General features: G+C 68.8%; 23 protein-coding genes and 1 pseudogene. 12 read left to right on the top strand and 12 right to left on the bottom strand.

Going from position 1 to position 20,613, the window contains the following annotated elements; all coding sequences use genetic code 11:
* Window positions 1-6: 6 nt before the first annotated feature.
* The 3 genes from ACF8ME_RS04015 to ACF8ME_RS04005 all read left to right on the top strand — a co-directional run bounded on the left by ACF8ME_RS04015 (window position 7) and on the right by ACF8ME_RS04005 (window position 2,206).
* Complete coding sequence (locus tag ACF8ME_RS04015; protein WP_392415346.1) at window positions 7-846, top strand: ABC transporter permease; 840 nt, start codon at window positions 7-9, stop codon at window positions 844-846.
* Window positions 847-851: 5 nt separating this feature from the next.
* Window positions 852-1,667 (top strand): ABC transporter permease, encoded by an 816-nt coding sequence (locus ACF8ME_RS04010; protein ID WP_012207604.1) that lies wholly within the window; start codon window positions 852-854, stop codon window positions 1,665-1,667.
* A gap of 68 nt (window positions 1,668-1,735) precedes the next feature.
* A complete protein-coding gene (locus tag ACF8ME_RS04005) occupies window positions 1,736-2,206 on the top strand; it encodes a RidA family protein (protein ID WP_012207603.1) in 471 nt (156 codons plus the stop codon).
* Window positions 2,207-2,229: 23 nt separating this feature from the next.
* Here ACF8ME_RS04005 and ACF8ME_RS04000 read toward each other — a convergent pair whose 3' ends face one another.
* A complete protein-coding gene (locus ACF8ME_RS04000; RefSeq protein WP_016452671.1) occupies window positions 2,230-2,421 on the bottom strand; it encodes an oxidoreductase-like domain-containing protein in 192 nt (63 codons plus the stop codon).
* 61 nt (window positions 2,422-2,482) lie between these two features.
* On the opposite strand from ACF8ME_RS04000, the gene ACF8ME_RS03995 reads away from it, so the two are divergent.
* Complete coding sequence (locus ACF8ME_RS03995; RefSeq protein ID WP_392415343.1) at window positions 2,483-3,646, top strand: hypothetical protein; 1,164 nt, start codon at window positions 2,483-2,485, stop codon at window positions 3,644-3,646.
* Between the two features lie 19 nt (window positions 3,647-3,665).
* On the opposite strand, the gene ACF8ME_RS03990 is transcribed toward ACF8ME_RS03995, so the two are convergent.
* The gene (locus tag ACF8ME_RS03990; protein WP_016452669.1) at window positions 3,666-4,586 is read right to left on the bottom strand and encodes a LysR family transcriptional regulator; all 921 of its coding nucleotides are present in this window, start codon (window positions 4,584-4,586) and stop codon (window positions 3,666-3,668) included.
* A gap of 83 nt (window positions 4,587-4,669) precedes the next feature.
* Here ACF8ME_RS03990 and ACF8ME_RS03985 point away from each other — a divergent pair, with 83 nt between their 5' ends.
* The 5 genes from ACF8ME_RS03985 (at window position 4,670) to ACF8ME_RS03965 (ending at window position 9,773) form a co-directional block, all read left to right on the top strand.
* The gene (locus tag ACF8ME_RS03985; RefSeq protein WP_392415341.1) at window positions 4,670-5,905 is read left to right on the top strand and encodes an alpha-hydroxy acid oxidase; all 1,236 of its coding nucleotides are present in this window, start codon (window positions 4,670-4,672) and stop codon (window positions 5,903-5,905) included.
* A 58-nt stretch (window positions 5,906-5,963) separates the two neighbouring features.
* A complete protein-coding gene (locus ACF8ME_RS03980) occupies window positions 5,964-6,641 on the top strand; it encodes an RraA family protein (RefSeq protein WP_392406478.1) in 678 nt (225 codons plus the stop codon).
* Window positions 6,641-7,705: a hydroxyacid dehydrogenase gene (locus ACF8ME_RS03975; RefSeq protein ID WP_392415339.1), complete on the top strand. Its 1,065-nt coding sequence runs from the start codon at window positions 6,641-6,643 to the stop codon at window positions 7,703-7,705. Before ACF8ME_RS03980 ends, ACF8ME_RS03975 begins: the two co-directional genes overlap by 1 nt.
* A 65-nt stretch (window positions 7,706-7,770) precedes the next feature.
* Complete coding sequence (locus ACF8ME_RS03970; protein ID WP_046986563.1) at window positions 7,771-8,772, top strand: tripartite tricarboxylate transporter substrate binding protein; 1,002 nt, start codon at window positions 7,771-7,773, stop codon at window positions 8,770-8,772.
* A 44-nt stretch (window positions 8,773-8,816) separates the two neighbouring features.
* On the top strand, window positions 8,817-9,773 hold the full coding sequence (locus tag ACF8ME_RS03965; protein ID WP_034363353.1) for a tripartite tricarboxylate transporter substrate binding protein: 957 nt from the start codon (window positions 8,817-8,819) through the stop codon (window positions 9,771-9,773).
* Window positions 9,774-9,861: 88 nt separating this feature from the next.
* On the opposite strand, the gene ACF8ME_RS03960 is transcribed toward ACF8ME_RS03965, so the two are convergent.
* From ACF8ME_RS03960 to ACF8ME_RS03925, 8 genes and pseudogenes are all read right to left on the bottom strand, one after another.
* Complete coding sequence (locus tag ACF8ME_RS03960) at window positions 9,862-10,866, bottom strand: fimbrial protein (protein WP_392415337.1); 1,005 nt, start codon at window positions 10,864-10,866, stop codon at window positions 9,862-9,864.
* Window positions 10,867-11,157: 291 nt separating this feature from the next.
* A pseudogene (locus tag ACF8ME_RS03955) lies at window positions 11,158-11,970 on the bottom strand (family 2A encapsulin nanocompartment shell protein); the annotation flags it as partial.
* An 82-nt stretch (window positions 11,971-12,052) separates the two neighbouring features.
* Window positions 12,053-12,325, bottom strand: coding sequence for a helix-turn-helix transcriptional regulator (locus tag ACF8ME_RS03950; RefSeq protein WP_012207587.1), 273 nt, complete (start codon window positions 12,323-12,325; stop codon window positions 12,053-12,055).
* Window positions 12,322-13,236 (bottom strand): serine O-acetyltransferase EpsC, encoded by a 915-nt coding sequence (gene epsC / locus ACF8ME_RS03945; protein ID WP_012207586.1) that lies wholly within the window; start codon window positions 13,234-13,236, stop codon window positions 12,322-12,324. Before epsC ends, ACF8ME_RS03950 begins: the two co-directional genes overlap by 4 nt.
* A gap of 12 nt (window positions 13,237-13,248) precedes the next feature.
* Complete coding sequence (locus ACF8ME_RS03940) at window positions 13,249-13,728, bottom strand: rhodanese-like domain-containing protein (RefSeq protein ID WP_046986559.1); 480 nt, start codon at window positions 13,726-13,728, stop codon at window positions 13,249-13,251.
* A gap of 149 nt (window positions 13,729-13,877) precedes the next feature.
* Window positions 13,878-15,248 carry an Nramp family divalent metal transporter gene (locus ACF8ME_RS03935; RefSeq protein WP_099732746.1) on the bottom strand — a complete coding sequence of 457 codons (1,371 nt, stop codon included), beginning with the start codon at window positions 15,246-15,248 and terminating at the stop codon, window positions 13,878-13,880.
* A 45-nt stretch (window positions 15,249-15,293) separates the two neighbouring features.
* Complete coding sequence (locus ACF8ME_RS03930) at window positions 15,294-15,524, bottom strand: hypothetical protein (protein WP_392415335.1); 231 nt, start codon at window positions 15,522-15,524, stop codon at window positions 15,294-15,296.
* A 91-nt stretch (window positions 15,525-15,615) separates the two neighbouring features.
* Window positions 15,616-16,587 carry a ferritin-like domain-containing protein gene (locus ACF8ME_RS03925; protein ID WP_012207582.1) on the bottom strand — a complete coding sequence of 324 codons (972 nt, stop codon included), beginning with the start codon at window positions 16,585-16,587 and terminating at the stop codon, window positions 15,616-15,618.
* Window positions 16,588-16,899: 312 nt separating this feature from the next.
* Between ACF8ME_RS03925 and ACF8ME_RS03920 the strand changes: the two genes are divergently transcribed.
* Entirely contained in the window at window positions 16,900-17,463 is a 564-nt protein-coding gene (locus ACF8ME_RS03920) for a fasciclin domain-containing protein (protein ID WP_043791000.1), read from the top strand.
* A gap of 41 nt (window positions 17,464-17,504) precedes the next feature.
* Here ACF8ME_RS03920 and ACF8ME_RS03915 read toward each other — a convergent pair whose 3' ends face one another.
* Complete coding sequence (locus tag ACF8ME_RS03915; RefSeq protein WP_392415333.1) at window positions 17,505-18,071, bottom strand: winged helix-turn-helix transcriptional regulator; 567 nt, start codon at window positions 18,069-18,071, stop codon at window positions 17,505-17,507.
* Between the two features lie 162 nt (window positions 18,072-18,233).
* Between ACF8ME_RS03915 and ACF8ME_RS03910 the strand changes: the two genes are divergently transcribed.
* Window positions 18,234-19,040 carry an SDR family NAD(P)-dependent oxidoreductase gene (locus ACF8ME_RS03910; protein WP_392415331.1) on the top strand — a complete coding sequence of 269 codons (807 nt, stop codon included), beginning with the start codon at window positions 18,234-18,236 and terminating at the stop codon, window positions 19,038-19,040.
* 61 nt (window positions 19,041-19,101) lie between these two features.
* Window positions 19,102-19,518, top strand: coding sequence for a tautomerase family protein (locus ACF8ME_RS03905; RefSeq protein WP_013800576.1), 417 nt, complete (start codon window positions 19,102-19,104; stop codon window positions 19,516-19,518).
* Window positions 19,519-19,533: 15 nt separating this feature from the next.
* Here ACF8ME_RS03905 and ACF8ME_RS03900 read toward each other — a convergent pair whose 3' ends face one another.
* Entirely contained in the window at window positions 19,534-20,523 is a 990-nt protein-coding gene (locus tag ACF8ME_RS03900; RefSeq protein ID WP_016450776.1) for a tripartite tricarboxylate transporter substrate binding protein, read from the bottom strand.
* Between the last annotated feature and the right edge of the window lie 90 nt (window positions 20,524-20,613).

The following is a 20,613-nucleotide window of genomic DNA, read 5'->3' as shown; positions in this document are numbered from 1 at the left end:
GCCGGCATGACGCTGCGTGAACTCCTGCGCCCCTATGTGGCGGCCTTTGCATCGCGGTTCCTGGTGATGCTGCAGTACCGCACGGCCGCCTACGCGGGCTTTGCCACGCAGTGCTGGTGGGGCGCCATCAAGACCATGGTGCTGGCGGCGTTCTACGGCAGTGCCTCGGCATCGGCCGGCGCGCCGATTTCGCTGGAGCACGCCATCACCTACACCTGGCTGGCCCAGGGCCTGTTCGCGCTGCTGCCCTGGAGCGGCGACCCCGACGTGGCCCTGGCCGTGCGCACGGGCGCCATCGCCTATGACCGGCTGCGGCCCGTGGATGCCTATGCGCTGTGGTTCGTGCGCTCGGCTGGCTGGATCGCCGCGCGCGTGCTGCCGCGCGTGGCGCTGATGGTGGCGTTTGCAGGGCTGGCCCTGCCGCTGACGGGGCTGGGCGCCTGGGGCTGGCAGCCGCCGGCCGGCTGGGCCGCAGGCCTGGGCTTTGCCGCCTCCATGCTGCTGGCGCTGCTGCTGTCCACGGCACTGGTCATGCTGCTGAATGTTGCTGCCGCCGCCGCGCTCAATGAAAAAGGCATCAACACGCTGGCCGCGCCCGTGGTCATCGTGCTGTCGGGCAACCTGCTGCCGCTGGCGCTGATGCCCGACGCCTGGCAGACCGCGCTGCTGCTGCAGCCGCTGGCGGGCGTGATGGACATTCCTGCGCGCATCTATTTCGGCCAGATGGCCGGTGCGCAGATGCTGGCCTGCCTGGCGCTGCAAGCCCTGTGGATTGCCGTGATCGTGGCCCTGGGCCGCGCGGCCATGGCGCGCACCATGCGCGGCCTCGAAGTGCAGGGCGGGTGAGCGCCATGGCCAAGCAAAAAGGATCGCTGTCCATGTTCCTGCGCCTGGCGCTGGCCTCGCTGGGCGGGCAGGCGCGCTACCCGGCCTCGGCGCTGATGCTGACCCTGGGCCAGTTCCTGGTCACGGGCATCGAGGTCATCGCCGTCTGGGCGCTGTTCCACCGGTTTGGCGAGGTGCAGGGCTGGCGCATCGGCGAAGTGGCCGTGTTCTATGGCCTGGTGAACTGCATGTTCGCCCTGGCCGATGCGCTGGGCCGGGGCTTCGACGTGCTGGGCACGCAGTTCCTGCGCACCGGCGCCTTCGACCGCCTGCTGCTGCGCCCGCGCCCCGTGTGGCTGCAGCTCATGGGCCATGACGTGCGCATCAGCCGCCTGGGCCGCCTGCTGCAGGGCCTGCTGGTGCTGGGCTTTGCCACGGCCCAGGGCGCCGTGGCGTGGACGCCCCAGGCCGTCGCCGTGGCGCTGTTCGCCGTGGCGGGCGGCGTGGCGCTGTTCCTGGGCATCCTCGTGTTGCAGGGCGCGCTCTCGTTCTGGACCGTGGAAAGCCTGGAAGCCGCCAATGTGCTGAGCTACGGCAGCGTCGAGGCCGCCCAGTACCCCCTGGCCCTGTACGCGCAGTGGTTCCGCCGCCTGCTGACCTTCGCCGTGCCGCTGGCCTGCGTGGCCTACTACCCGGCGCTGGCCGTGCTGGGCAAGCCCGACCCGCTGGGCGCGCCGGCCTGGCTGGGCTGGGTCTCGCCGCTGGCCGGCTTTGCCTTCCTCTGGCTGGCCTCGGGCGCCTGGCGCATGGGGGTGAGACATTACGCGTCCACGGGCAGTTGAAGCCGCTGCAGGCGCCGGTGCATAACACGCTCTAGACTGCGCGCTTGCCTTACTCCGGACACCAGACCATGACAGCAGATGAACGCTTCGCCCAGGCCGCCCTTGAGCTCGGCCACCGCTTCGATGGCGAGATCAAGATAGGCGGCAACTACAGCCCCGTCGTGCGCGACGGCCAGCAGCTGTTCGTCAGCGGGCAGATTCCCCGCGTGGGCGATGAAGTGCTCTACGTGGGGACGGTCGGCGCCGGGATCGACCTGGCATCGGCCAGAACGGCCGCCGCCATCTGTGCCATGCGGGCCCTGGCCTTCGTGCAGCGCGCGGCCGGCTCGCTCGATGCCGTGCGCGCCGTTGCGCGCATCACCGTCTATGTGCGCTCGGCGCCCGATTTCACCCAGCAAAGCGAGGTGGCCGATGGCGCCTCCGACCTCATCGCCCGGGTGCTGGGCCCCGTGGGTGCCCACACGCGCACTTCGGTGGGCGTGCTGCAGTTGCCCAAGGGCGCGGCCGTGGAGCTGGACCTGATCGCCCGCGTGGACTGATCGCGCTACCCCGATCCCTATTCCTATCCCTGGCCCGCCGGCGTTTCGTTGCGCGCCTTCCAGGCCCGCAGCGCCTGGCGGTACTCGTCCATGGCCAGGTCATAGCTGTCGAAGATGCAGGGGTCGCAGCCATTGCCGCAGCAGGCGTCCAGGTCGGGCTGCTCGGGCGGCTGGGGCATGGGGTCGGCGGAATCTGGAATCGGCGCGGTGGTCATGGGCTCGATTGTCTCGCGCTGCTTGTGGCGTTGTTTTGTACGGTTTTAGAGGAGGCAGGCCATGCAGGCTGGCGATCAGAGCAAACAGGATGAGATTGCGCAATTTCTCGCTGAAGAGGACGCCGCCGAACGCAGAAAGGCCGAGCCGCCGCCCGAGGAAGCCGTGCGGGATCTTGCCCTCTGGCGCTCGCCCCGGGCCGGAGCGCTGAACCCGACGCGGCAGGACAATCCGCTGTGGCACTGGATGGTGCGCACGCGCTGGAGCGCCTATGGAGCCAACGATGTGTTGCAGCAACCATGGCCTTGCGAGACGGGGCCTATGTGGTGCTTTGCCCGGTATGGCAAGAGTGAGACAGTGCTGGCCGATGGCCGGGTCGTGCACATCGGCGGCGAGCACGAAGACAGCTGCGATCCCGACTTCTTCATCTACAACGATGTCATCGTCATCGACGCGAATGGCGGCATCGCCATCCACGGCTACCCGGACGATGCCTTCCCTCCCACCGATTTCCACAGCGCCACGCTGGTGGGTGACGCCATCTTCATCATTGGCGGCCTGGGCTACCGGCACCAGCGCATGCCGGGGATGACGCGGGTGTACAAGTTGCTGCTGGACAGCATGCGCATCGAGGCGGTTCCCACGCATGGCGAGGCGCCCGGCTGGATCTATCAGCATGAGGCCTGTCTGGCAGGCGATGGGAGAACCATCGTGGTGGGCGGCGGCGAGCGCTGGTTTGGCGAGCAATGCCTGACGCCCGAGAACATCGACGACTGGTCGCTGGACACAGTGACCGGCGAGTGGCGGCGATTGACCCGCAGGCCCTGGCAGCGTTGGGCCATGCGGCGTGCCGATGGCAAAGGCAACCGGCTCATGAGCATGCGGCTTGCGCATTCACTGCGCAAATACAAGCACCTGAATCTGCCAACGATCGAGGGCCTGGGTGACGCGCCTGACTTCGAGGCGCTGGACCTGCTCTACCGGATCGATGAGACGGTTGCCCCGCCGGTCCAGGAAGCGGTCGGGGGAATGCACGCCTTGGTGATGGACGGAGTGACGCTGCGCTTCAAGGAAGGCAACCTCCATGTGGAGGCCATCGTCGAGGGGGCGCTGGAGCCGCACAGGCTGCATGCGCTGCAGCAGGCCACGCTGGCACTGCTGGCGCGCATTGAAGAGGCTCCGTGGGTGATGGAGGATCTGCCGCGGGAGCCGGATACCGTGGGCTGACGGCACGCTTTCCGTCTGTTCAACTCAAACAGCGCGGCGCCGGGAAATCGATCACGCTGCGGATGATCTCGCGCATTTCCGTGATCAGCGGCCGGGCATCGTCGCGGCGCCATTGCACGGTGTAGGTCAGCGGGGCCAGCGCGCTGTGCTTTGCGGCCTCGGCGCTGCCGTCCAGCACGCGCAGGCGGCCGCGTTGCTGCAGGGCCAGGGCCCATTGCTCGGGCATGTAGGTGAAGCCCAGGCCGTCCACCACCATGCCCACCACGGCGCCCCAGCTGTTGCAGGAAAGGCGCCGCTCCACGGCCAGGCCGTGGCGGCCCAGCCAGTCGTCCAGCGTGCGCGTGGCGCCCGAGCCGGTGGGCAGGGCGATCAGCAGTTGCTCGCGCACCAGGCGCCGGGGCAGGCCGGTGCCGGCGCGGGCGATGAAGTCGTCGCTGGCGGCCCAGACGAAGCGCACCTGGGCGACCTGCTCGAAGGCCAGGCTGCTGCGCGACGATGGCCCGGCAATGACCACGCAGTCCAGCTCGCCATCGACGATGCGCTGCTCCAGCACCTGGCCGATGTCGGTGTGGGGCTCCAGCTGCAGGTCGGGGTGCAGCTCGGCCACCTTCTGCACCAGCCGGGGCAGCCAGGTCAGGCCGCTGAGCTCGCCAAAGCCGATGCGGCAGCGGCCCTGCAGGCCCACGCTGCGGCCCGCCGCCTCGCGCAGCTGGGCGGCGCCGTGCAGCAGCTCGCGGATGCGCGGCAGCAACTGCTCGCCCTGGGGCGTGAGTTCGGCGGCGCGGCCGCTGCGGTCGAACAGCTGCACGCCCAGCGAGGCCTCCAGCTCCGCAATGCGCTTGGACAGCGATGAGACCGACAGGTGCACGCGGTCGGCGGCCACGCTGAAGTTCAGGCAGGTGGCGGCCCAGTAGAAGGCTTCGAGCTGTTTGAGGGTCATGGCGACATTCTTCCAAAATCGAAATATCGATTCCTATTTATTTCGCTTTTCTTTGCAGGTTGGCCCTTCTACATTGGCCGGCAATGCCTGCCAACACCGTCCCCTCCACCACCGCTCCTGCAGCCGCTGCACCAGCCCCTGCCCGGCCGCCGCGCCGCCTGCGCCAGGTGCTGTCTCTCGATGATTTCGAGCGGCTGGCGCGGCGGCACCTGCCGCGCCCCATCCATGCCTACATCAGCGGGGCGGTGGAGGACAACGCCTCGCTGGCGGACAACCGCCGCGCCTTTGCCGAGCTGGCCTTCGTGCCGCGCGCGCTGGTGGGCGTGGCGCAGCGCGACCCCTCCTTCGAGCTGTTCGGGCGCCGCTACGGAGCGCCCTTCGGCGTGGCGCCCATGGGCATTGCCGCGCTGTCGGCCTACCGGGGCGACCTGGTGCTGGCCCAGGCCGCACAGCAGGCGGGCGTGCCGGCCATCATGAGCGGCTCCTCGCTGATCCGGCTGGAGGAGGTGATGGCGGCCGCGCCCCACACTTGGTTCCAGGCCTACCTGCCGGGTGACCAGGGCCAGATCGATGCGCTGCTGGACCGCGTGGCCGCCGCCGGCGTGCAGACCCTGGTGATCACGGTGGACACGCCCGTGGCCGCCAACCGCGAGAACAATGTGCGCGCCGGTTTCTCCACGCCGCTGCGGCCCGGGCCGGGCCTGGCCTGGCAGGGCATCAGCCATCCGCGCTGGCTGTTCGGCAGCTTTCTCAAGACCCTGTGGCGCCACGGCATGCCGCATTTCGAGAACAACTATGCGCACCGGGGCGCGCCCATCCTGTCGGCCAGCGTGATGCGCGATTTCTCGGACCGTTCCCACCTGGCCTGGCCGCATCTGGCTGCCATCCGCCAGCGCTGGCAGGGGCAACTGGTGGTCAAGGGCATTCTTTCGGCCGCAGACGCCGTGCTGGCGCGCGATCACGGCGCCAACGGCCTCATCGTCTCCAACCACGGCGGGCGCCAGCTCGACGGCTCCGTGGCACCGCTGCGCGTGCTGCCCGGCATCGTGCGCGCCGTGCCCGGCCTGCCCGTGATGCTGGACAGCGGCGTGCGCCGGGGCACCGATGTGCTCAAGGCCCTGGCCCTGGGCGCGCGCTGCGTGTTCGTGGGCCGGCCCTTCAACTACGCGGCCTCGGTGGCCGGGCCGGCGGGCGTGGCCCACGCCATGGCCCTGCTGCGCGAGGAGGTGCTGCGCGACATGGCCATGCTGGGCGCCACGCGCCTGGACCAGATCACGCCGGCCTGCGTGCGCCATGCGCAGGCCTGGGATGCGTTCTGAGCGGCAAGACAACGGTATCGACACAGACACAGACACAGACACAGACGGAGACACAGCAGTGAGCAAGATTCCCGGATTCCATATCCACGCCCGGCCCGAGGCCGCCCTTGGCGATGCGCTGCTGCAGCGCTACCGCGGCTTTCCGGTCGCCAATGTCAGCGACGCCATGAGCCGCACCACGGGCACCTCGGCGCTGCGGCCCTTCCATCGCCGCCAGGGGCCGCTGGTGGGCCGTGCGCTGACCGTGCGCACGCGGCCCGGCGACAACCTCATGGTGCACCAGGCCATCGACATCTGCGGCCCCGGCGACGTGATCGTGGTGGACGCGGGCGGCGCCGGGCCCAACGCTATCATTGGCGAGATCATGCTGGCGCTGATGATGGCGCGCGGCGCGGCCGGCATCGTCATCGACGGGCTGATCCGCGACAGCGACACCATCGGCCAGCACGGCCTGCCCGTGTATGCGCGCGGCGTCTCGCACCGTGGCCCCTACAAGGACGGCCCCGGCGAGCTGCATGTGCCCGTGAGCATCGACGGCATGGTCGTCCACCCGGGCGACCTGGTGCTGGGCGACGGCGACGGCCTGCTGGCCGTGCCCGCCGCCGAGGCCGGAGCCATTGCCGACCGCGTGGAGGCCATACAGCGCGACGAGGCCGACGTGCTCGCCGCCATTGCCGCAGGCCGTGCCGACCGTTCCTGGGTGGTGCGCACGCTGGCCGCCAAGGGGGTGCTGTGATGGACCGCCGCGTTGTCCGCTTCGACTACTGGCTGGATGCGGCCTTTGACCGCATCGTCTCGGCCGCGCCTGGAGTGCAGCTGGTCACCTGCCGGCGCGAGGGCGACGATGCCGCCGCCTGGCAGGCCCTGGCGGGCGCCCGGGTCTACCAGATCACGGCCGCCAAGGACGAGCTGCCGCGCCACTGGTTCGCCACGGCGGACCTGCTGGCGCGCTGCCCCGATCTGCTGGCCGTGTCCTCCAGCGGCTCGGGCTGCGACACCATCGATATCGAGGCCTGCACGCGCGCCGGCGTGGCCGTGATGAACCAGTCGGGCGGCAACGCGGATTCGGTGGCCGAGATGGCCATCGGGCTGATGCTGTCCGTGCTGCGCCGCATCAACGAATCCGACCGCCTGCTGCGCGCCCCTGCCCGGGGCTTCAGCCGGGAGGACGTCATGGGCCACGAGCTGCGCGGCCGCACCCTGGGCCTGGTGGGCGTGGGCGAGGCCGGCAGCCGCGTCACGGCCCTGGGCCGCGCCTTCGGCATGCAGGTGATCGGCTGCGACCCGGCCTACGACGCAGCCGGCCTGGCGGCGCGCGGGGCAGAGGCCGTGGGCTTCGACGAACTGCTGCAGCGCGCGGACATCGTCTCCCTGCACTGCCCGCGCGATGCCTCCACGCTGGGGCTGATGGACGCCGCTGCCTTTGCGGCCATGAAGCCGGGCGCCATCTTCGTGAGCACGGCGCGCGGCGGTATCCATGACGAGGCCGCCCTGCACGCCGCCCTGGCCAGTGGCCACCTGGCGGGCGCGGGGCTGGATGTCTGGGACCAGGAGCCGCCGCCCGCCTCCCATCCGCTGCTGGCCCTGCCCCAGGTGGTGGCCACCTTCCACACCGCCGGTGTCACGCACGAGGCCCGGCGCAACAACGCCGAGCTGGCTGCCACCCAGATCGTGCAGTTGCTGGCCAATGGCCAGCGGCCCGCACGCCTGGTCAATCCCGAGGTCTGGCCGCATGCGCGCGAGCGCATCGCCCGGGCATTGGACCCGTCCCGTTCCCTGTCCTTTTCCCCGTCCCGTTAGCCGCTTCCTTCACCATGACTAAAAAGCCTCTCAGACCACTGCAAGAGGCGACCCAGGAGACAAAGATGACACAGCAAGCAAGGCGCGCATTGTGCGCAGGCCTGGCCGCCGCCTGCATGGCGCTGCCGGCCCTGGCCCAGGCTCAGACCCAGACTCAGGGCGAGGCCCCCTATCCCTCGCGCAACATCGAGATGATCGTGGCCTACGGGCCCGGCGGCGGCACCGACCTGGTGGCGCGGCTGCTGGCCCGCCATCTGGAAAAGAAGCTGGGCGGCAGCGTGGTCGTGCTCAACCGCCCCGGCGCGGGCGGCGGAATCGGCTTTGGCGAACTGGCGCGGGCCAAGCCGGACGGCTACACCATCGGCTTCATCAACACGCCCAACGTGCTGACCATTCCCATCGAGCGCAAGAGCAGCTTCCACTGGAGCCAGTACGACCTGCTGGGCAACCTGGTGGACGACCCGGGCGGCTTTGCCATCCACAACAGCAACGCCATCACCACGCTGGCCGGCCTGGCCGCCTACGCCCGGGCCAACCCCGGCGCCGTGACCGTGGGCACCACGGGCACGGGCTCGGACGACCACCTGGCCATGCTGCTGTTCGCCAAGGCCACGGGCACGCAGCTCACCCATGTGCCCTACAAGGGCGCGGGCGAGGTGCGCGCCGCCGCCACGGGCCAGCAGATCACCATCGGCGCCATCAACGTGGGCGAGGTGCTGGCCTACCAGAAGGGCGGCACTCCCATCCGCCTGCTGGGCCAGATGTCGGCCGCGCGCAGCTCGCTGGCGCCCCAGGTGCCTACGTTCAAGGAGCAGGGCATCGATATCGAGCTGGCGTCCCTGCGCGGCCTGGCCGCGCCCAAGGGCTTGCCCGAAGGCGTGCGCAAAAAACTGGTCGATGCCGTGGCCACCATCGCGGCCGACCCGCAGTTCAGGCAGCAGGCCGAGGCCATGTACGCGCCGCTGCGCTATCTGGCGCCACCGGCCTACGCGGCCGAGCTGGAGCGCACCGAGGCCGGCTTTCGCAAGCTCTGGACCGAAATGCCCTGGCAGGACGGCAAGCCCTGAAGGCCATGCCCATGCCAACCTTCGAATTCACAAGGACGACCGTCATGCACTGTCTGCCGCGCCGCAGCCTGGCTGCGCTGGCCCTGTGCGCCCTGGCCCTGCCGGCCCTGGCGCAAGGCCCCATCACCCTCATCGTGGGCTGGCCTGCGGGCGGCCCCTCCGACAACGTGGCGCGGCTGGCGGCCACGCGCATGAGCGAGGCCCTGGGCCAGCCCATCACCATCGACAACCGGGCCGGTGCAGGCGGCAACCTGGGCAGCGACGCGGCGGCCCGCGCAAGGCCCGATGGCAACACCATCATGCTGGCCACCGTGGCCTCGCACGGCCTGAACTCCGCGCTCTACGCCAAGCTCAACCACGACCCGCTCAAGGACTTCGCGCCCATCGGCATGATCACCACCTCGCCCAGCGTGCTGCTGGTGCCCGTGGCCTCGCCGCTGCGCTCGGTCAACGATCTGCTGGAGGCGGCGCGCGCCAGGCCGGGCCAGCTCAACTACGGCTCGGGCGGCGTGGGCTCCAGCCAGCATCTGGCCGGCGCCAGCTTCAAGCAGCTCACGGGCGTGGATGTCACCCACATCCCCTACAAGGGCACGGCCCCGGCCATGACCGACCTGATGGCGGGCCGCGTGGACTTCGTGCTCACCACGGGCGCCATCCCCTTCATCCGCTCGGGCAAGCTGCGCGCCCTGGCCGTGGCCTCACGCCAGCGCCTGCCGGCCCTGCCCGATGTGCCCACCTTCGAGGAAGCAGGCGTCAAGGGCTTCTACACCGACTCCTGGTACGGGCTGGTTGCCCCGGCCGGCACGCCGCGTGCGGCGCTGGAGCGCCTGAACGGCGCACTGGCCACGGCGCTGCGCAATCCCGAGGTGCAAAAGCAGTTCATCGACCAAGGCTCGCTGCCCGTCAAGCCCATGGGCGTGGACGCGTTCTGGCGTTTCGTGCGCGAGCAGATGCCCGTGGCGGCCGAGCAGGTGCGTGTGTCGGGGGCCAGGGCCGAGTGAGCGCAGCCGGGTGCGGCAGCGCAGGATCGGCACGGGCGCCTGCACAGCCGCAATGCAGCCAGCGTGTCACTGGCAGGTCACTGGCAGGTCACTGGTAATTGAGCGTGAAGGTGGCCCGTCCGTTGGCCAGGCCCGTGGTGACGGAGGGCTGGGTCTGGACATAGCGCGCCGTCAATGGAATCACGTGGTTGCTGGTGTCTGGGGTGATGGTGCCCGCCTGCCACTGGTTGGGATTGCCGAAGTTGGCGGAGTCCTCGCCGTAGCTGATGACCTTGTCGCTGCTGCGGATCTGGATGCCGATGCCGGCAGCCCCTCCGGTCACCGTCAGCACATCGGAGCGGTTGGCGGCATCGTTGGCATCCGTGAGCGTGACGAACGGGCGCAGGGTGGAATTGGCTTCGCCCCCGGTGCAGATCAGTTCCAGATCGAATGGCTGGGGCGCGGAGGTAGCGCCTATCCCGTTGAACAGTGACCTGTTGATTCGCTGCAGGTTCACGGCGATGTTGCTCGTCTTCACCCGGCAACTGGCGCCTGTGCGCACCACGGTGCTGCCGGTCGCCTTCACGAGCCAGTTATTGCAAAGGCTATTGCAGTCAAACTGGGCGGATGAATAGCTGCTGACGCTGAAAGTGCCCGATTGAACGGCGCCTGTCTTGATGAGTTGCATCCATATGGTTTGCTCATGTACATCATCCTTTTGCCATCCCGTGGCTCCTGCATTGTTGGACGTAGTGGTGATGGACATGGTTTTGCCATTGGGGAAATTCCTGGCTTTCCATGTGGCACGCCAACGGACTCCTATTCCGCGCAAAGATGTGGAGTAGATATCGCCGTCCAGCGTAGTGGGGTTCATGATTTTGGGCCATATTTCTGAAGATGGCCCCGAAAGCACACTGTAGGAAATTGTGTCGAGGGTGGATTTGACCATGGGCGATTCCCATAGCACTGATCCATTCATGATATTTCCTGCGGGAACGTTGATGATTTCCGGTAATTGGATGGTGGACGACACCGGGGTAAATATGCCTCCATAAATGGAGCTTACAGAAAAGCAAAGCGTTGCCGTAATGAGAAAATATCTGATTTTTTTCATATGAATGAAACCGGAAACGATGCAGGAGAGTTTGATGGGCGCGCTCCAAAGTCTATTCCTATGATTGATGGAAATCCATAGGATCATTCTGATATTGGCAATGCTTTTTCATGACTCCAATGCCGTGTTCCGTCCGCTGCCGTGGCGCGGCATGGCCACCGGGTCCGGCCTGCGGCACACCGGGCGCAAGCGGCGCCAACGACGTGGGCGGCCGCCTGGGCACGGCCGCCTGGGCATGGCCGCCACGGGCAAGACGCCTGGGCTGAGCCGGTGGCTCAACCCCGCCTGCGTGGCGTGGTCGTTGATGCCCATGAAGCGCACCGACAGGCCCGGGCTTTGCTCGCCCGGCAGGCCGGGCTGGTACAGGCCGACCACGCCCTGGCGCTTGTCGCCCACGCGCAGCAGCAGGATCTTGCTCTTGCCATCGGCCACGGGCACCTTGTCCGAGGGGATCAGCGGAATGCCGCGCCAGGTGATGAACTGCGAGCCGAACAGGCTGACCGTGGGCGGCGGCGTGCCGCGGCGCGTGGCCTCGCGGCCGAAGGCGGCAATGGCCAGCGGATGGGTCAGGAAGAAGGCGGGCTCCTTCCAGACCTTGGTCAGCAGCTCGTCCAGGTCGTCGGGCGTGGGCGCGCCGGTCAGCGGGAAGATGCGCTGCTCGTCCGTGACCTGTGCCAGCAGGCCGTAGTCGGGGTTGTTGATGAGCTCGCTTTCCTGGTTCTCCTTGATGGTCTCGATGGTCAGGCGCAGCTGTTCCTTGATCTGGTCATGCGGGCTGCTGTAGAGGTCGGAGATGCGCGTGTGCACATCCAGGATGGTGGAGACGGCGTTGAGGAAGTACTCGCGCGGCTGCTCCTCGTAGTCCACATAGGTGCGCGGCAGCTGGTTGTCTTCCTGCTTGGCCGTGCAGGTGACCTTGATGGCCTCCGGGTTCTTGACGCGGTTGAGGCGGTAGATGCCCGCCTCCACCGGCGACCATTGCAGCAGGTGCGTCAGCCAGCGCGGGCTGATGGTCGAAAGCTGGGGAACGGTTTTGGTTGCGTTGGCCAGTTGCCGCGCGGCGTTGTCGCCTAGCGCGGTCGTGCCGCCCACTGTTGCCGACATGTGCAGACTCCGTGATCAGTTCAGGAAAAAGGGAAGGGGAAGGAGGGAAACAGGGCCAGTGTCCCGGCCCGCGCACATGTCTTCAACATGCTATAGCCGCCAAGCGCAGGCCGCGCACCAGCTGGTCGTGGGCCACGGTTTCGCCGCGCATCACCAGGGCCGAGGGCTGCACGCCCAGCGAGACGGCCAGCTTCTCCACGGTCAGCAGCGAGGCGATGACGCGGCCGCGCTCTATCTCGCCCACGTAGGAGCGGTTCAGGTCCGAGTGCTCGGCCAGCCGCTCCTGCGACCAGCCATGGGCCTCGCGCGCCTGGCGCACGGCAATGCCGAAGCTGGTGACAAGACGGGTGCTCATAGGGCCACCTCCCGGGGCTGCTGCGCGTGCTCGCGCGCATGGGCCTGGGTGACGTGGGCGCCGGGCGGCACGTCCTCGGTCACCCAGACATTGCCGCCGATGACGGCGCCGCGCCCCAGCGTGACGCGGCCCAGGATGGTGGCGCCCGCGTAGATGACCACGTCGTCCTCCACCACCGGATGGCGCGCCAGGCCCTTGCGCAGGTGGCCGTGCTCATCGGTGGGAAAGCGCTTGGCGCCCAGGGTGACGGCCTGGTACAGCCGCACGCGCTCGCCGATCACCGCGGTCTCGCCGATCACCACGCCCGTGCCGTGGTCCATGAAAAAGCCCCGCCCGATCTTCGCGCCCGGGTGGATGTCGATACCCGTCTGCGCATGCGACAGCTCGGCCACGATGCGCGCCAGCAGTGGCTGCTCCAGCAGGTACAGCTGGTGGGCCAGGCGGTGGTGGATCATGGCCAGCACGCCCGGATAGCACAGCAGCACCTCGTCCACGCTGCGCGCGGCGGGATCGCCGTGGAAGGCGGCCAGCACATCGCTGTCTAGCAGGCGGCGGATCTGGGGCAGGGACTCGGCAAAGGCGCGTGCGATGTCCAGCGCCATGGCGTCGGCGCCCGCTGCCGTGTGGGGCGCGGACAGCCGCAGCTCCAGCCGTATCTGGCCCAGCAGCGCATGCAGGGCCGAGTCCAGCTGGTGGGCCACGAAGATATCCTCGCTTTCCTGGCGCAGGTCGTGCGGGCCCAGGCGCATGGGAAACAGGGCTGCCTTGAGCTGGTCGATGAGGGTGGAAAGCGCGTCGCGCGAGGGAAACTCGCGCGCCCCGGGCTCCTGGGTGCGGCCGTGCGCCTCGCGCCATTCGCGGCGCGCCGCATGCAGGTTCTGGGTGAGTCCGGCAATGTCGAAACTGGCCATCTGCGTGCTCCTTCAGTCTTGAATCCAGGGCAGGCCGTGGAAGCGCCAGCCGTCGTTTTTGCCGCGCTGCTGCCGCGCGTCGATCTCGCCCTCGAAGCCTTCGAGCACGTTGAACACATGGGCGAACCCGGCCTGGGCGGCCGCCTGGGCCGCCAGCACCGAGCGCTTGCCGCTGCGGCACAGCAGCAGGGCCACGGCCTCCTTGCCGCCGTGCGGGGCCAGGCGCGCTTCCAGCTCGCGGGCAAAGCGCGGGTTGCGCGTCAGCGCCGTGCCCGTGGCCCAGGGCACGTGCAGGGTGCCGGGCACCTGGCCGACGAACTTGCGTTCCTCGGCCGTGCGCACATCGACCAGCACGGCCTGGCCGGCCTGCACCAGCGCCCAGGCCACGGGCGGGTGCACGCCGCCTGCGTGGCCCAGCCCCTGTGCGCGGGCGTGTTCCTGCGCCTCTTCCAGAGCCTGGGGCAAGGCGGTTTCCAAAGTGAGGGCTGTCATGTCGTCGTCCTTGCGGAGAATTCGCGGGTTGGTGGCTATAGGCACCAATCTAAGAACTTCGCGGCAAGCCACCAACGAACAAGAGCGGCGTTTGATAGAAGCAAAACGTCTATGAAGGCGCCGCGCGGCGCCATGCCCGGTTCGGGCGATCAGGCCGTCAGCAGCCGCTGCAGCATCCACAGGTTCAGCGACACCACCAGGGCCGCGCAGCCCCACAGCACCGCCGACATCCTGGGGCCAAAGGCCAGCTCGCCCAGCGCCTTGCGCCGCGTGGTGAACAGCAGCAGCGGCACGATGGCAAACGGCAATTGCAGGCTCAGCACCACCTGGCTGAACACCAGCAGGGCGCTGGCGCCGGTGCTGCCGTACCAGGCGGTGGCCACCACGGCGGGCACGATGGCGATGCAGCGCGTCAGCAGGGCGCGCAGCGCGGGCGACAGGCGGATCTGCAAAAAGCCTTCCATCACGATCTGCCCGGCCAGCGTGCCCGTGACCGACGAACTCAGCCCCGAGGCCAGCAGCGCCACGCCGAACACCGCGCTGGCGATGCCCACGCCCAGCAGCGGCGACAGCAGGTGGTAGGCGTCCGACAGCTCGGTCACCGGCGCCTGGCCGGGCCGGTTGAACGCGCCGGCCGCCACCACCAGGATGGCGGCGTTCACGAACAGCGCCAGCCCCAGCGCCACCGTGGAGTCCAGCGTGGCCAGGCGGATGGCCTGGCGCGTGCCCTGGGGCGTGGTGTCATGCCGGCGTGTCTGCACGATGGACGAATGCAGGTAGAGGTTGTGCGGCATCACCGTGGCCCCCACGATGCCCACGGCCAGGTACAGCATCTGCGGATTGGCCACGATCTCCATGCCCGGCAGCAGGCCGCGCAGCACGGCCGCCACGGGCGGCTGCAGCCACACCAGCTGGGCGGCAAAGCACAGGCCGATCACGGCCACCAGGGCGATCACCACCGACTCCAGGCAGCGAAAGCCCCGGCTTTGCAGCGCCAGGATCAGCATCACATCCACCACCGTGATGCACACCCCGGCCACCAGCGGCAGGCCGAACAGCAGGTTCAGGCCGATGGCCATGCCCAGCACCTCGGCCAGATTGCAGGCCACGATGGCGATCTCGCAGAAGAACCACAGCACCAGGTTGATGCGCGGGGAAAACTGCGCGCGGCAGGCCTGGGCCAGGTCCCGCCCGCTGGCCAGGCCCAGGCGCACGGCCGCCGCCTGGAACAGCATGGCCATCAGGTTGGAGGCAAAGATCACCGCCAGCAGCGAGTAGCCGAACTGCGAGCCGCCCGCGATGGAGGTGGCCCAGTTGCCCGGGTCCATGTAGCCCACGGCCACCATGTAGCCGGGCCCGGCAAACGCCAGCACGCGGCGCGCGTTGTCCGAGCGGCTGTCGCCGCGCGGCACGGCAATGCTGCGATGCACCTGCGGCAGGCTGGGCGTGCCCGCGTGGCCGTGGTCCGGCTCGATGGCGCCGAAGCGGCCCTGTTCAGCCGCAAGCACGGTGTCGTTCATGGGGGCCTTTCCGCCGGCTGGGGCACGCGGTTGCAGGGGGGATGCCTATCGGGCGGTCGGCACCAGGCCGCTGGCGGGTGCCATGGCTGCGGCGGCGGGTGCGGCATCGGTGCCTGCGCCGCGCCACAGCGCCACGAGATCTGCGGTCACGATGACCGCGCCGGCCAGCAGAATCAGGCTGCCCACGCAGCGGCGCGCCACGGTGGCAGGTTTCAGGCGCCGTGGCGTGCTGGCCGGCGTGCGGGGGGCGGATGAGGAAGGCAGAAGGGACATCATGGCAACTCCTTGGCAGGGGAACGCTTGTCTCGGGCCAGCCCCGGGGAAGCCCGCCTGCCCCGGCCGGTGCGGGGCAGGCGGGCGGTCCGCGTCAGGCGTAGGCGCTGCTCATCACCAGCGAGCCGTTCACGCCGGCCGGGAAGAAGCCGCCCTTGGTCGCCGTGTCCTTGGTCAGGTACACGATGTTCAGCACGTCGCCCGGCGAGCGGCTGAAAGCGATGCCGTTGGAATCCAGCGGCACGATGTTGGACGTGGTGGCATCCCCCGTGATGCCCTGGTCCACGTCGGTGGAGCCATCCAGGCTGTCGCGCGCATCCGAGATGGCGCCGGCCGCCGTGCGCAGCGCGGGCGTGGCCAGTCCCTTGGCGTACAGCACCGTGCGCACCAGACCTGCGTGGTAGGCCTCGGCGGCCAGGATGCCGGCGGCTGCCTCCAGATAGGTCTTGTTGGTGATCAGCGGCGATGCGCCCTTGTAGGCGGTGACGCCCACGTCCTCGAAGATGAAGGCCCCCAGCAGGAAGTTCTCGTCACTCGCATAGGGATCGAAGGCCGTGCCCGCGCCCACCAGCCCGGCCGCTCGCGCCGCCACCGAGAAGGCGCCGTTCGGGTCGGTTCCGCCGATGTCGATCTGCGGCTGCGCCACTGCGGCCGAACCCAGCGCCGCGCGCAGGAAGGCCACGTGGGCGATCTCGTCCTGGGCGATCTCCTTGGCGTACTGCGCCACCACGGGGTCCTTGAAGGCCACGGCACGGCCGCCCGTGATGGCCCCCTGCGTGCCCACGCCCGACTGCAGGTTGGCGGGCAGGCCGGTGCCGAACACCGCGTAGTGATAGAACTGCGACTCCAGATACTCCAGGTTGAGGGCGAAGTTCAGGATCTCCGCATCCGTGGGCCCGTTGGCCTGCGCATTCGCATCGCCCCCGCCGCCGCCGCAGGCGGACAGGATCACCCCGCCCGCCATGCCCACGGCCACGCCGCTGGTCTTGCGGAAGAACTGGCGCCTGTCCTCCAGCTTCTTGGCACGTTTTTGCAAAACCCCGATCAACACTGATTCGTCGGACATGATGGTTCCTCTCGGTTCGCGGCAGGCGCGAACGGTCAACGTGAAGAATGCGCCTCCGGCCGAAAGCACACGGGTGTGGCGAAAGCGCGTTCCACTGAAGAGGTGGCCACCTGCCCCAGGGGAATGGGATGCGTCCCCGCTATCCGGCAGTACGCAGGCCGCGCAGGTCTGGATGTGCCGCAATTGAAAGCGCAGGTAACGGTTTGCGGATGCAGCCGTTTCTTTTTCTTTTTTGAATCCAGACCCCGCTGCGCTGCGTATCCAGATCAGCCGGAATCGTTCGGCTTGTCATCAACCCGCTAGGAGCATTCCATGGTCTCGATTCAAAACACCCGCAAGCTGGCCTCGTTCGGCCTGGCCATCGTGATGTCGGCTGCCTCCGTGGCCGCCATGGCCGATGTGATGGTGGGCGGCGCACCCATGCTGCCGTCCAAGGACATCATCGACAACGCCGTCAACTCCAAGGACCACACCACCCTGGTCGCAGCCGTCAAGGCGGCGGGCCTGGTCGATACGCTCAAGGGCCCGGGTCCGTTCACCGTGTTCGCGCCCACCAATGCCGCCTTCGAGGCCCTGCCCGCAGGCACGGTGGACACCCTGCTCAAGCCCGAGAACAAGGGCACGCTGACCACGGTGCTGACCTACCACGTGGTGTCCGGCAAGTGGGATGCGGCGGCGCTGTCCAAGATGATCAAGGACGGCAAGGGCATGGCCAGCATCAAGACCGTCAGCGGCGGCACGCTGGTGGCCAAGTCCAGCGGCTCCAAGATCATGCTGACCGATGAAAAGGGCGGCATGGCCACGGTGACGATTCCCGACGTCTACCAGTCCAACGGCGTGATCCACGTGATCGACAAGGTGCTGCTGCCCAAGTGAGCGGCACAGGCAGCGAGCGGGCCGGCCACTGACCGCCGTGGTCAGTGGCCCGAGCCTTGCGCCTTCGCCATGCACCTTGCGGGCGTAACGCCGCAAGCCGCAGCCGGCGTCCCGGCCTGCGCGGCCAGCTTGGACAGCCGCCAGCGCGTCAGGTCGTCCGCGCCGGGGCCGGCCTCCACGCGCAGCTCGGAAAAAGGCACGCTGCGGCCCGATTCCTCCTCCACCAGCGCCAGCCGCAGGGGCGTGCCCGACTGCGCACGCACAAAGCGCATGGGCGGCTGCGCTTCTTGCTGCAGGCGCCACCGGTCGCCGACCTGGGCCAGCGCCTGGATCACCAGGGACAGGTCGCGGCCCTTGGGCGTGAGCAGGTACTCGTAGCGGTCCGGGCCGCTTTGGTAGAGGCGGCGCTCGACCAGGCCGGACTGCTCCAGCTGGCGCAGGCGGTCGGTCAGCGTGGCGTTGGTGATGTCCGTGGACTTTCTCAGGTCGTCATAGCGGCTCAGGCCCAGCATCAGGTCGCGCAGCACCAGCATGGCCCAGCGGTCGCCTACGGCCTCCAGCGTGGTGGCGATCGAGCAGGCCATGCCCTCGAAGCTCTTGGATCGCATGGAATTCCTCGTTGTCTGTTCGCGTTGTCGCAGGCCTGGAGTGTCTCAGCAAAACGCAAGCCCGGCCCGCAAAGGTGGATTGCGTGCTTGTAGCTCTAATGATTGAAGTTTATAGTTGAAGCCACTTTCAACCACCGCTTGATCCAAGCAAGGACTTCCCTCATGAGCACGCATCAAGGCACTGCCATCGTCACTGGCGCCTCCTCCGGCATCGGCGCCGTCTATGCCGATCGCCTGGCCGCCCGCGGCCATGACCTGATCCTGGTCGCACGCCGCCTGGACCGGCTGCAGGCGCTGGCACAGCGCCTGCGCGACGACCATGGCCACCAGGTCGAGGTGGTGGCCGCCGACCTGGCCGACGCCGCCGGCCTGCAGCGCGTGGAGGCGCTGCTGTCGGGTGGGCGTGACATCCGCATGCTGGTCAACTGCGCCGGCCTGGGCGCCCTGGGTCCGGCGGCCCAGGTGGATGCGCGCGAAGTTGACCGCCTGGTCATGGTCAACATCCATGCGCTGACGCGGCTGTCGCTGGCGGCAGCGCGGCTGTTCGCCACGCGCGGCCGGGGCACGCTGATCAACATCGGCTCCATCCTGGCCCTGATGCCCTTGCCGGGCGCCTCCAGCTACAGCGCCTCCAAGGCCTATGTGCTGAGCTTCACGCGCTCGCTGCAGGCCGAGCTGGCACCCAGCGGCGTCACCGTGCAGGCCGTGATGCCCAGCCTGGTGCGCTCGGAGTTCTTCGGGGGCAAGCCTTCTCCTTTTCCCGAGCACCTGTTCATGTCGCCCGAGACCCTGGTGGACACGGCCCTGGCGGCGCTGGACCAGGGCGAGGCCATCTGCTTTCCCACGCTGGGCAGCACGACCGCCTGGCTGGACTTTGACCAATCGCGCGCCAATCTCGTCAAGGCGCTGACGCTCAGCGGCGTGCCGGCGGCGCGCTACCAGGCTGCGGATGCAGGCCAGCCGGCCTGACGGCCGCGCTGCGTCGCCACCCCGGATTCCCGTACTCCTCTTTTTGCCCCCGGAGAAAGCCATGCCCCTGTGGAAGATCTACCACCCCGAAAACGCCTTCAGCGATGAAGACAAACAGGCCATCGCCCAGCGCATCACGGCCGTCTACGGCGACCTGCCGCGCTTTTACGTGGGCGTGGTGTTCGAGGCCGTGGCGCGCACTTCGTTCTTCATCGGCGGCGAGCCTGCCGACGATTTCGTGCGCATCTCCGTGGACCACATCGCGCGGCAGATCCGCGACGAGGAGACCAAGACACGGTTCCTCGAAGGCGTGCGGCGGCAGCTGTCCCCCTTCATTGCCGACCGTGGCCTGCGCTGGGAGATGCATGTGGACGAGACGCCCTTCAGCCTGTGGAGCATCCAGGGCCTGCGCCCGCCCGTGCCGGGCACGCCCGAGGGGGAGAAATGGCGCCTGGACAATCGGCCCTCTCCCCTCTGAGGACCTGCCTGCACCTCAGCGCAGCGACAGCCCCGCCGACTGGATCGCGCGGGCGTAGCGCGGGCGCTCGCTTTGCAGGCTCTGGCCCAGGTCGGCAGGGGAGCCGCCCGCCACCTTGAAGCCCATGTGCTCCAGCTGCGCGCGCACATCGGGGGCCTGCAGCACGGTCTGCAGGTCGCGGTTGATCTTGGCGACGATGGGCGCGGGCGTGCCGGCCGGGGCGAAGTAGCCCTGCCAGCTCTCCACCGAGAAGCCGGGCACGCCGGCCTCGGCCATGGTGGGTACCTGGGGCAGGGCGTCGGAGCGGTAGGGCGTGGTCACGGCCAGGGCACGCAGCTTGCCGGCGCGCACGTACTCGGTCACGGCGGCCAGCGTGATCAGCGTGGCATCGGTATGGCCGCCCAGCACGTCCAGCGCGGCCGGGCCACCGCCCGGGTAGGGGATGTAGTTGACCTTGGCGCCTGTCTCCTGCGTGAGGATTTCATGCGCCACATGGGCAATGCCGCCATTGCCGGGAAGGCCCAGGCTGATGCTTTGCGGCTTGGCCTTGGCGCGGGCCAAGTAGTCACCCAGCGTGTTCAGGCCCGTGCCGGGGTTGACCACCAGCACCTGCGGATTGACCACGGCCTTGATGATGGGCGTGAAGGCCTTTTGCGTGTCGTAGGGCAACTGGGCGAACAGCAGGCCGTTGAGCGTGAGGCCCTCGCCCTGCTGCAGCAGGGTGTAGCCGTCGGGTGCGGCCTTGGCCACCTTGGCCGCGCCGATGGTGCCGCTGGCCCCGGCCACGTTCTCCACCACCACCGACTGGCCCCACAGCGCGGCCAGCTTGTCGGCCAGCGTGCGCGTGAGCTTGTCGGCGCTGCCCCCGGGCGCCACGGGCACGATGATGCGCACAGGCTTGTTCGGAAAACTGTCGGCCGAGGCCAGGGCCGCCGGCGCGTGCAGGGCCAGGGCGGAGAACAGGGGAAGCAGCAGTGCGCGCAGCGCAGACGGGGTGCGGATCATGGGAGTGCCGGAGTGCAGAGAGTCGATGCCCGCAGTCTGGGAGGCTCCTGGCGCGGCGTGAACTAAGCATTGCGGCTATGCATATGCGGC

Origin of the sequence: Delftia sp. WSY_7 (assembly GCF_043104845.1) — a bacterium.
Classification (GTDB): domain Bacteria; phylum Pseudomonadota; class Gammaproteobacteria; order Burkholderiales; family Burkholderiaceae_C; genus Comamonas; species Comamonas tsuruhatensis.
The sequence above is the reverse complement of the archived record's forward strand: the minus strand, read 5'-3'. Positions and strand labels throughout refer to the sequence as shown.

Excerpts from the sequence above, each read along its gene's own strand:
- ACF8ME_RS04015 (WP_392415346.1), top strand. The coding sequence starts at position 7 with ATGACGCTGCGTGAACTCCTGCGCCCCTATGTGGCGGCCTTTGCATCG.
- ACF8ME_RS04010 (WP_012207604.1), top strand. The coding sequence starts at position 852 with ATGGCCAAGCAAAAAGGATCGCTGTCCATGTTCCTGCGCCTGGCGCTG.
- ACF8ME_RS04005 (WP_012207603.1), top strand. The coding sequence starts at position 1,736 with ATGACAGCAGATGAACGCTTCGCCCAGGCCGCCCTTGAGCTCGGCCAC.
- ACF8ME_RS04000 (WP_016452671.1), bottom strand. The coding sequence starts at position 2,421 with ATGACCACCGCGCCGATTCCAGATTCCGCCGACCCCATGCCCCAGCCG.
- ACF8ME_RS03995 (WP_392415343.1), top strand. The coding sequence starts at position 2,483 with ATGCAGGCTGGCGATCAGAGCAAACAGGATGAGATTGCGCAATTTCTC.
- ACF8ME_RS03990 (WP_016452669.1), bottom strand. The coding sequence starts at position 4,586 with ATGACCCTCAAACAGCTCGAAGCCTTCTACTGGGCCGCCACCTGCCTG.
- ACF8ME_RS03985 (WP_392415341.1), top strand. The coding sequence starts at position 4,670 with ATGCCTGCCAACACCGTCCCCTCCACCACCGCTCCTGCAGCCGCTGCA.
- ACF8ME_RS03975 (WP_392415339.1), top strand. The coding sequence starts at position 6,641 with ATGGACCGCCGCGTTGTCCGCTTCGACTACTGGCTGGATGCGGCCTTT.
- ACF8ME_RS03970 (WP_046986563.1), top strand. The coding sequence starts at position 7,771 with ATGACACAGCAAGCAAGGCGCGCATTGTGCGCAGGCCTGGCCGCCGCC.
- ACF8ME_RS03965 (WP_034363353.1), top strand. The coding sequence starts at position 8,817 with ATGCACTGTCTGCCGCGCCGCAGCCTGGCTGCGCTGGCCCTGTGCGCC.
- ACF8ME_RS03960 (WP_392415337.1), bottom strand. The coding sequence starts at position 10,866 with ATGAAAAAAATCAGATATTTTCTCATTACGGCAACGCTTTGCTTTTCT.
- ACF8ME_RS03950 (WP_012207587.1), bottom strand. The coding sequence starts at position 12,325 with ATGAGCACCCGTCTTGTCACCAGCTTCGGCATTGCCGTGCGCCAGGCG.
- epsC (WP_012207586.1), bottom strand. The coding sequence starts at position 13,236 with ATGGCCAGTTTCGACATTGCCGGACTCACCCAGAACCTGCATGCGGCG.
- ACF8ME_RS03940 (WP_046986559.1), bottom strand. The coding sequence starts at position 13,728 with ATGACAGCCCTCACTTTGGAAACCGCCTTGCCCCAGGCTCTGGAAGAG.
- ACF8ME_RS03935 (WP_099732746.1), bottom strand. The coding sequence starts at position 15,248 with ATGAACGACACCGTGCTTGCGGCTGAACAGGGCCGCTTCGGCGCCATC.
- ACF8ME_RS03930 (WP_392415335.1), bottom strand. The coding sequence starts at position 15,524 with ATGATGTCCCTTCTGCCTTCCTCATCCGCCCCCCGCACGCCGGCCAGC.
- ACF8ME_RS03925 (WP_012207582.1), bottom strand. The coding sequence starts at position 16,587 with ATGTCCGACGAATCAGTGTTGATCGGGGTTTTGCAAAAACGTGCCAAG.
- ACF8ME_RS03920 (WP_043791000.1), top strand. The coding sequence starts at position 16,900 with ATGGTCTCGATTCAAAACACCCGCAAGCTGGCCTCGTTCGGCCTGGCC.
- ACF8ME_RS03915 (WP_392415333.1), bottom strand. The coding sequence starts at position 18,071 with ATGCGATCCAAGAGCTTCGAGGGCATGGCCTGCTCGATCGCCACCACG.
- ACF8ME_RS03910 (WP_392415331.1), top strand. The coding sequence starts at position 18,234 with ATGAGCACGCATCAAGGCACTGCCATCGTCACTGGCGCCTCCTCCGGC.
- ACF8ME_RS03905 (WP_013800576.1), top strand. The coding sequence starts at position 19,102 with ATGCCCCTGTGGAAGATCTACCACCCCGAAAACGCCTTCAGCGATGAA.
- ACF8ME_RS03900 (WP_016450776.1), bottom strand. The coding sequence starts at position 20,523 with ATGATCCGCACCCCGTCTGCGCTGCGCGCACTGCTGCTTCCCCTGTTC.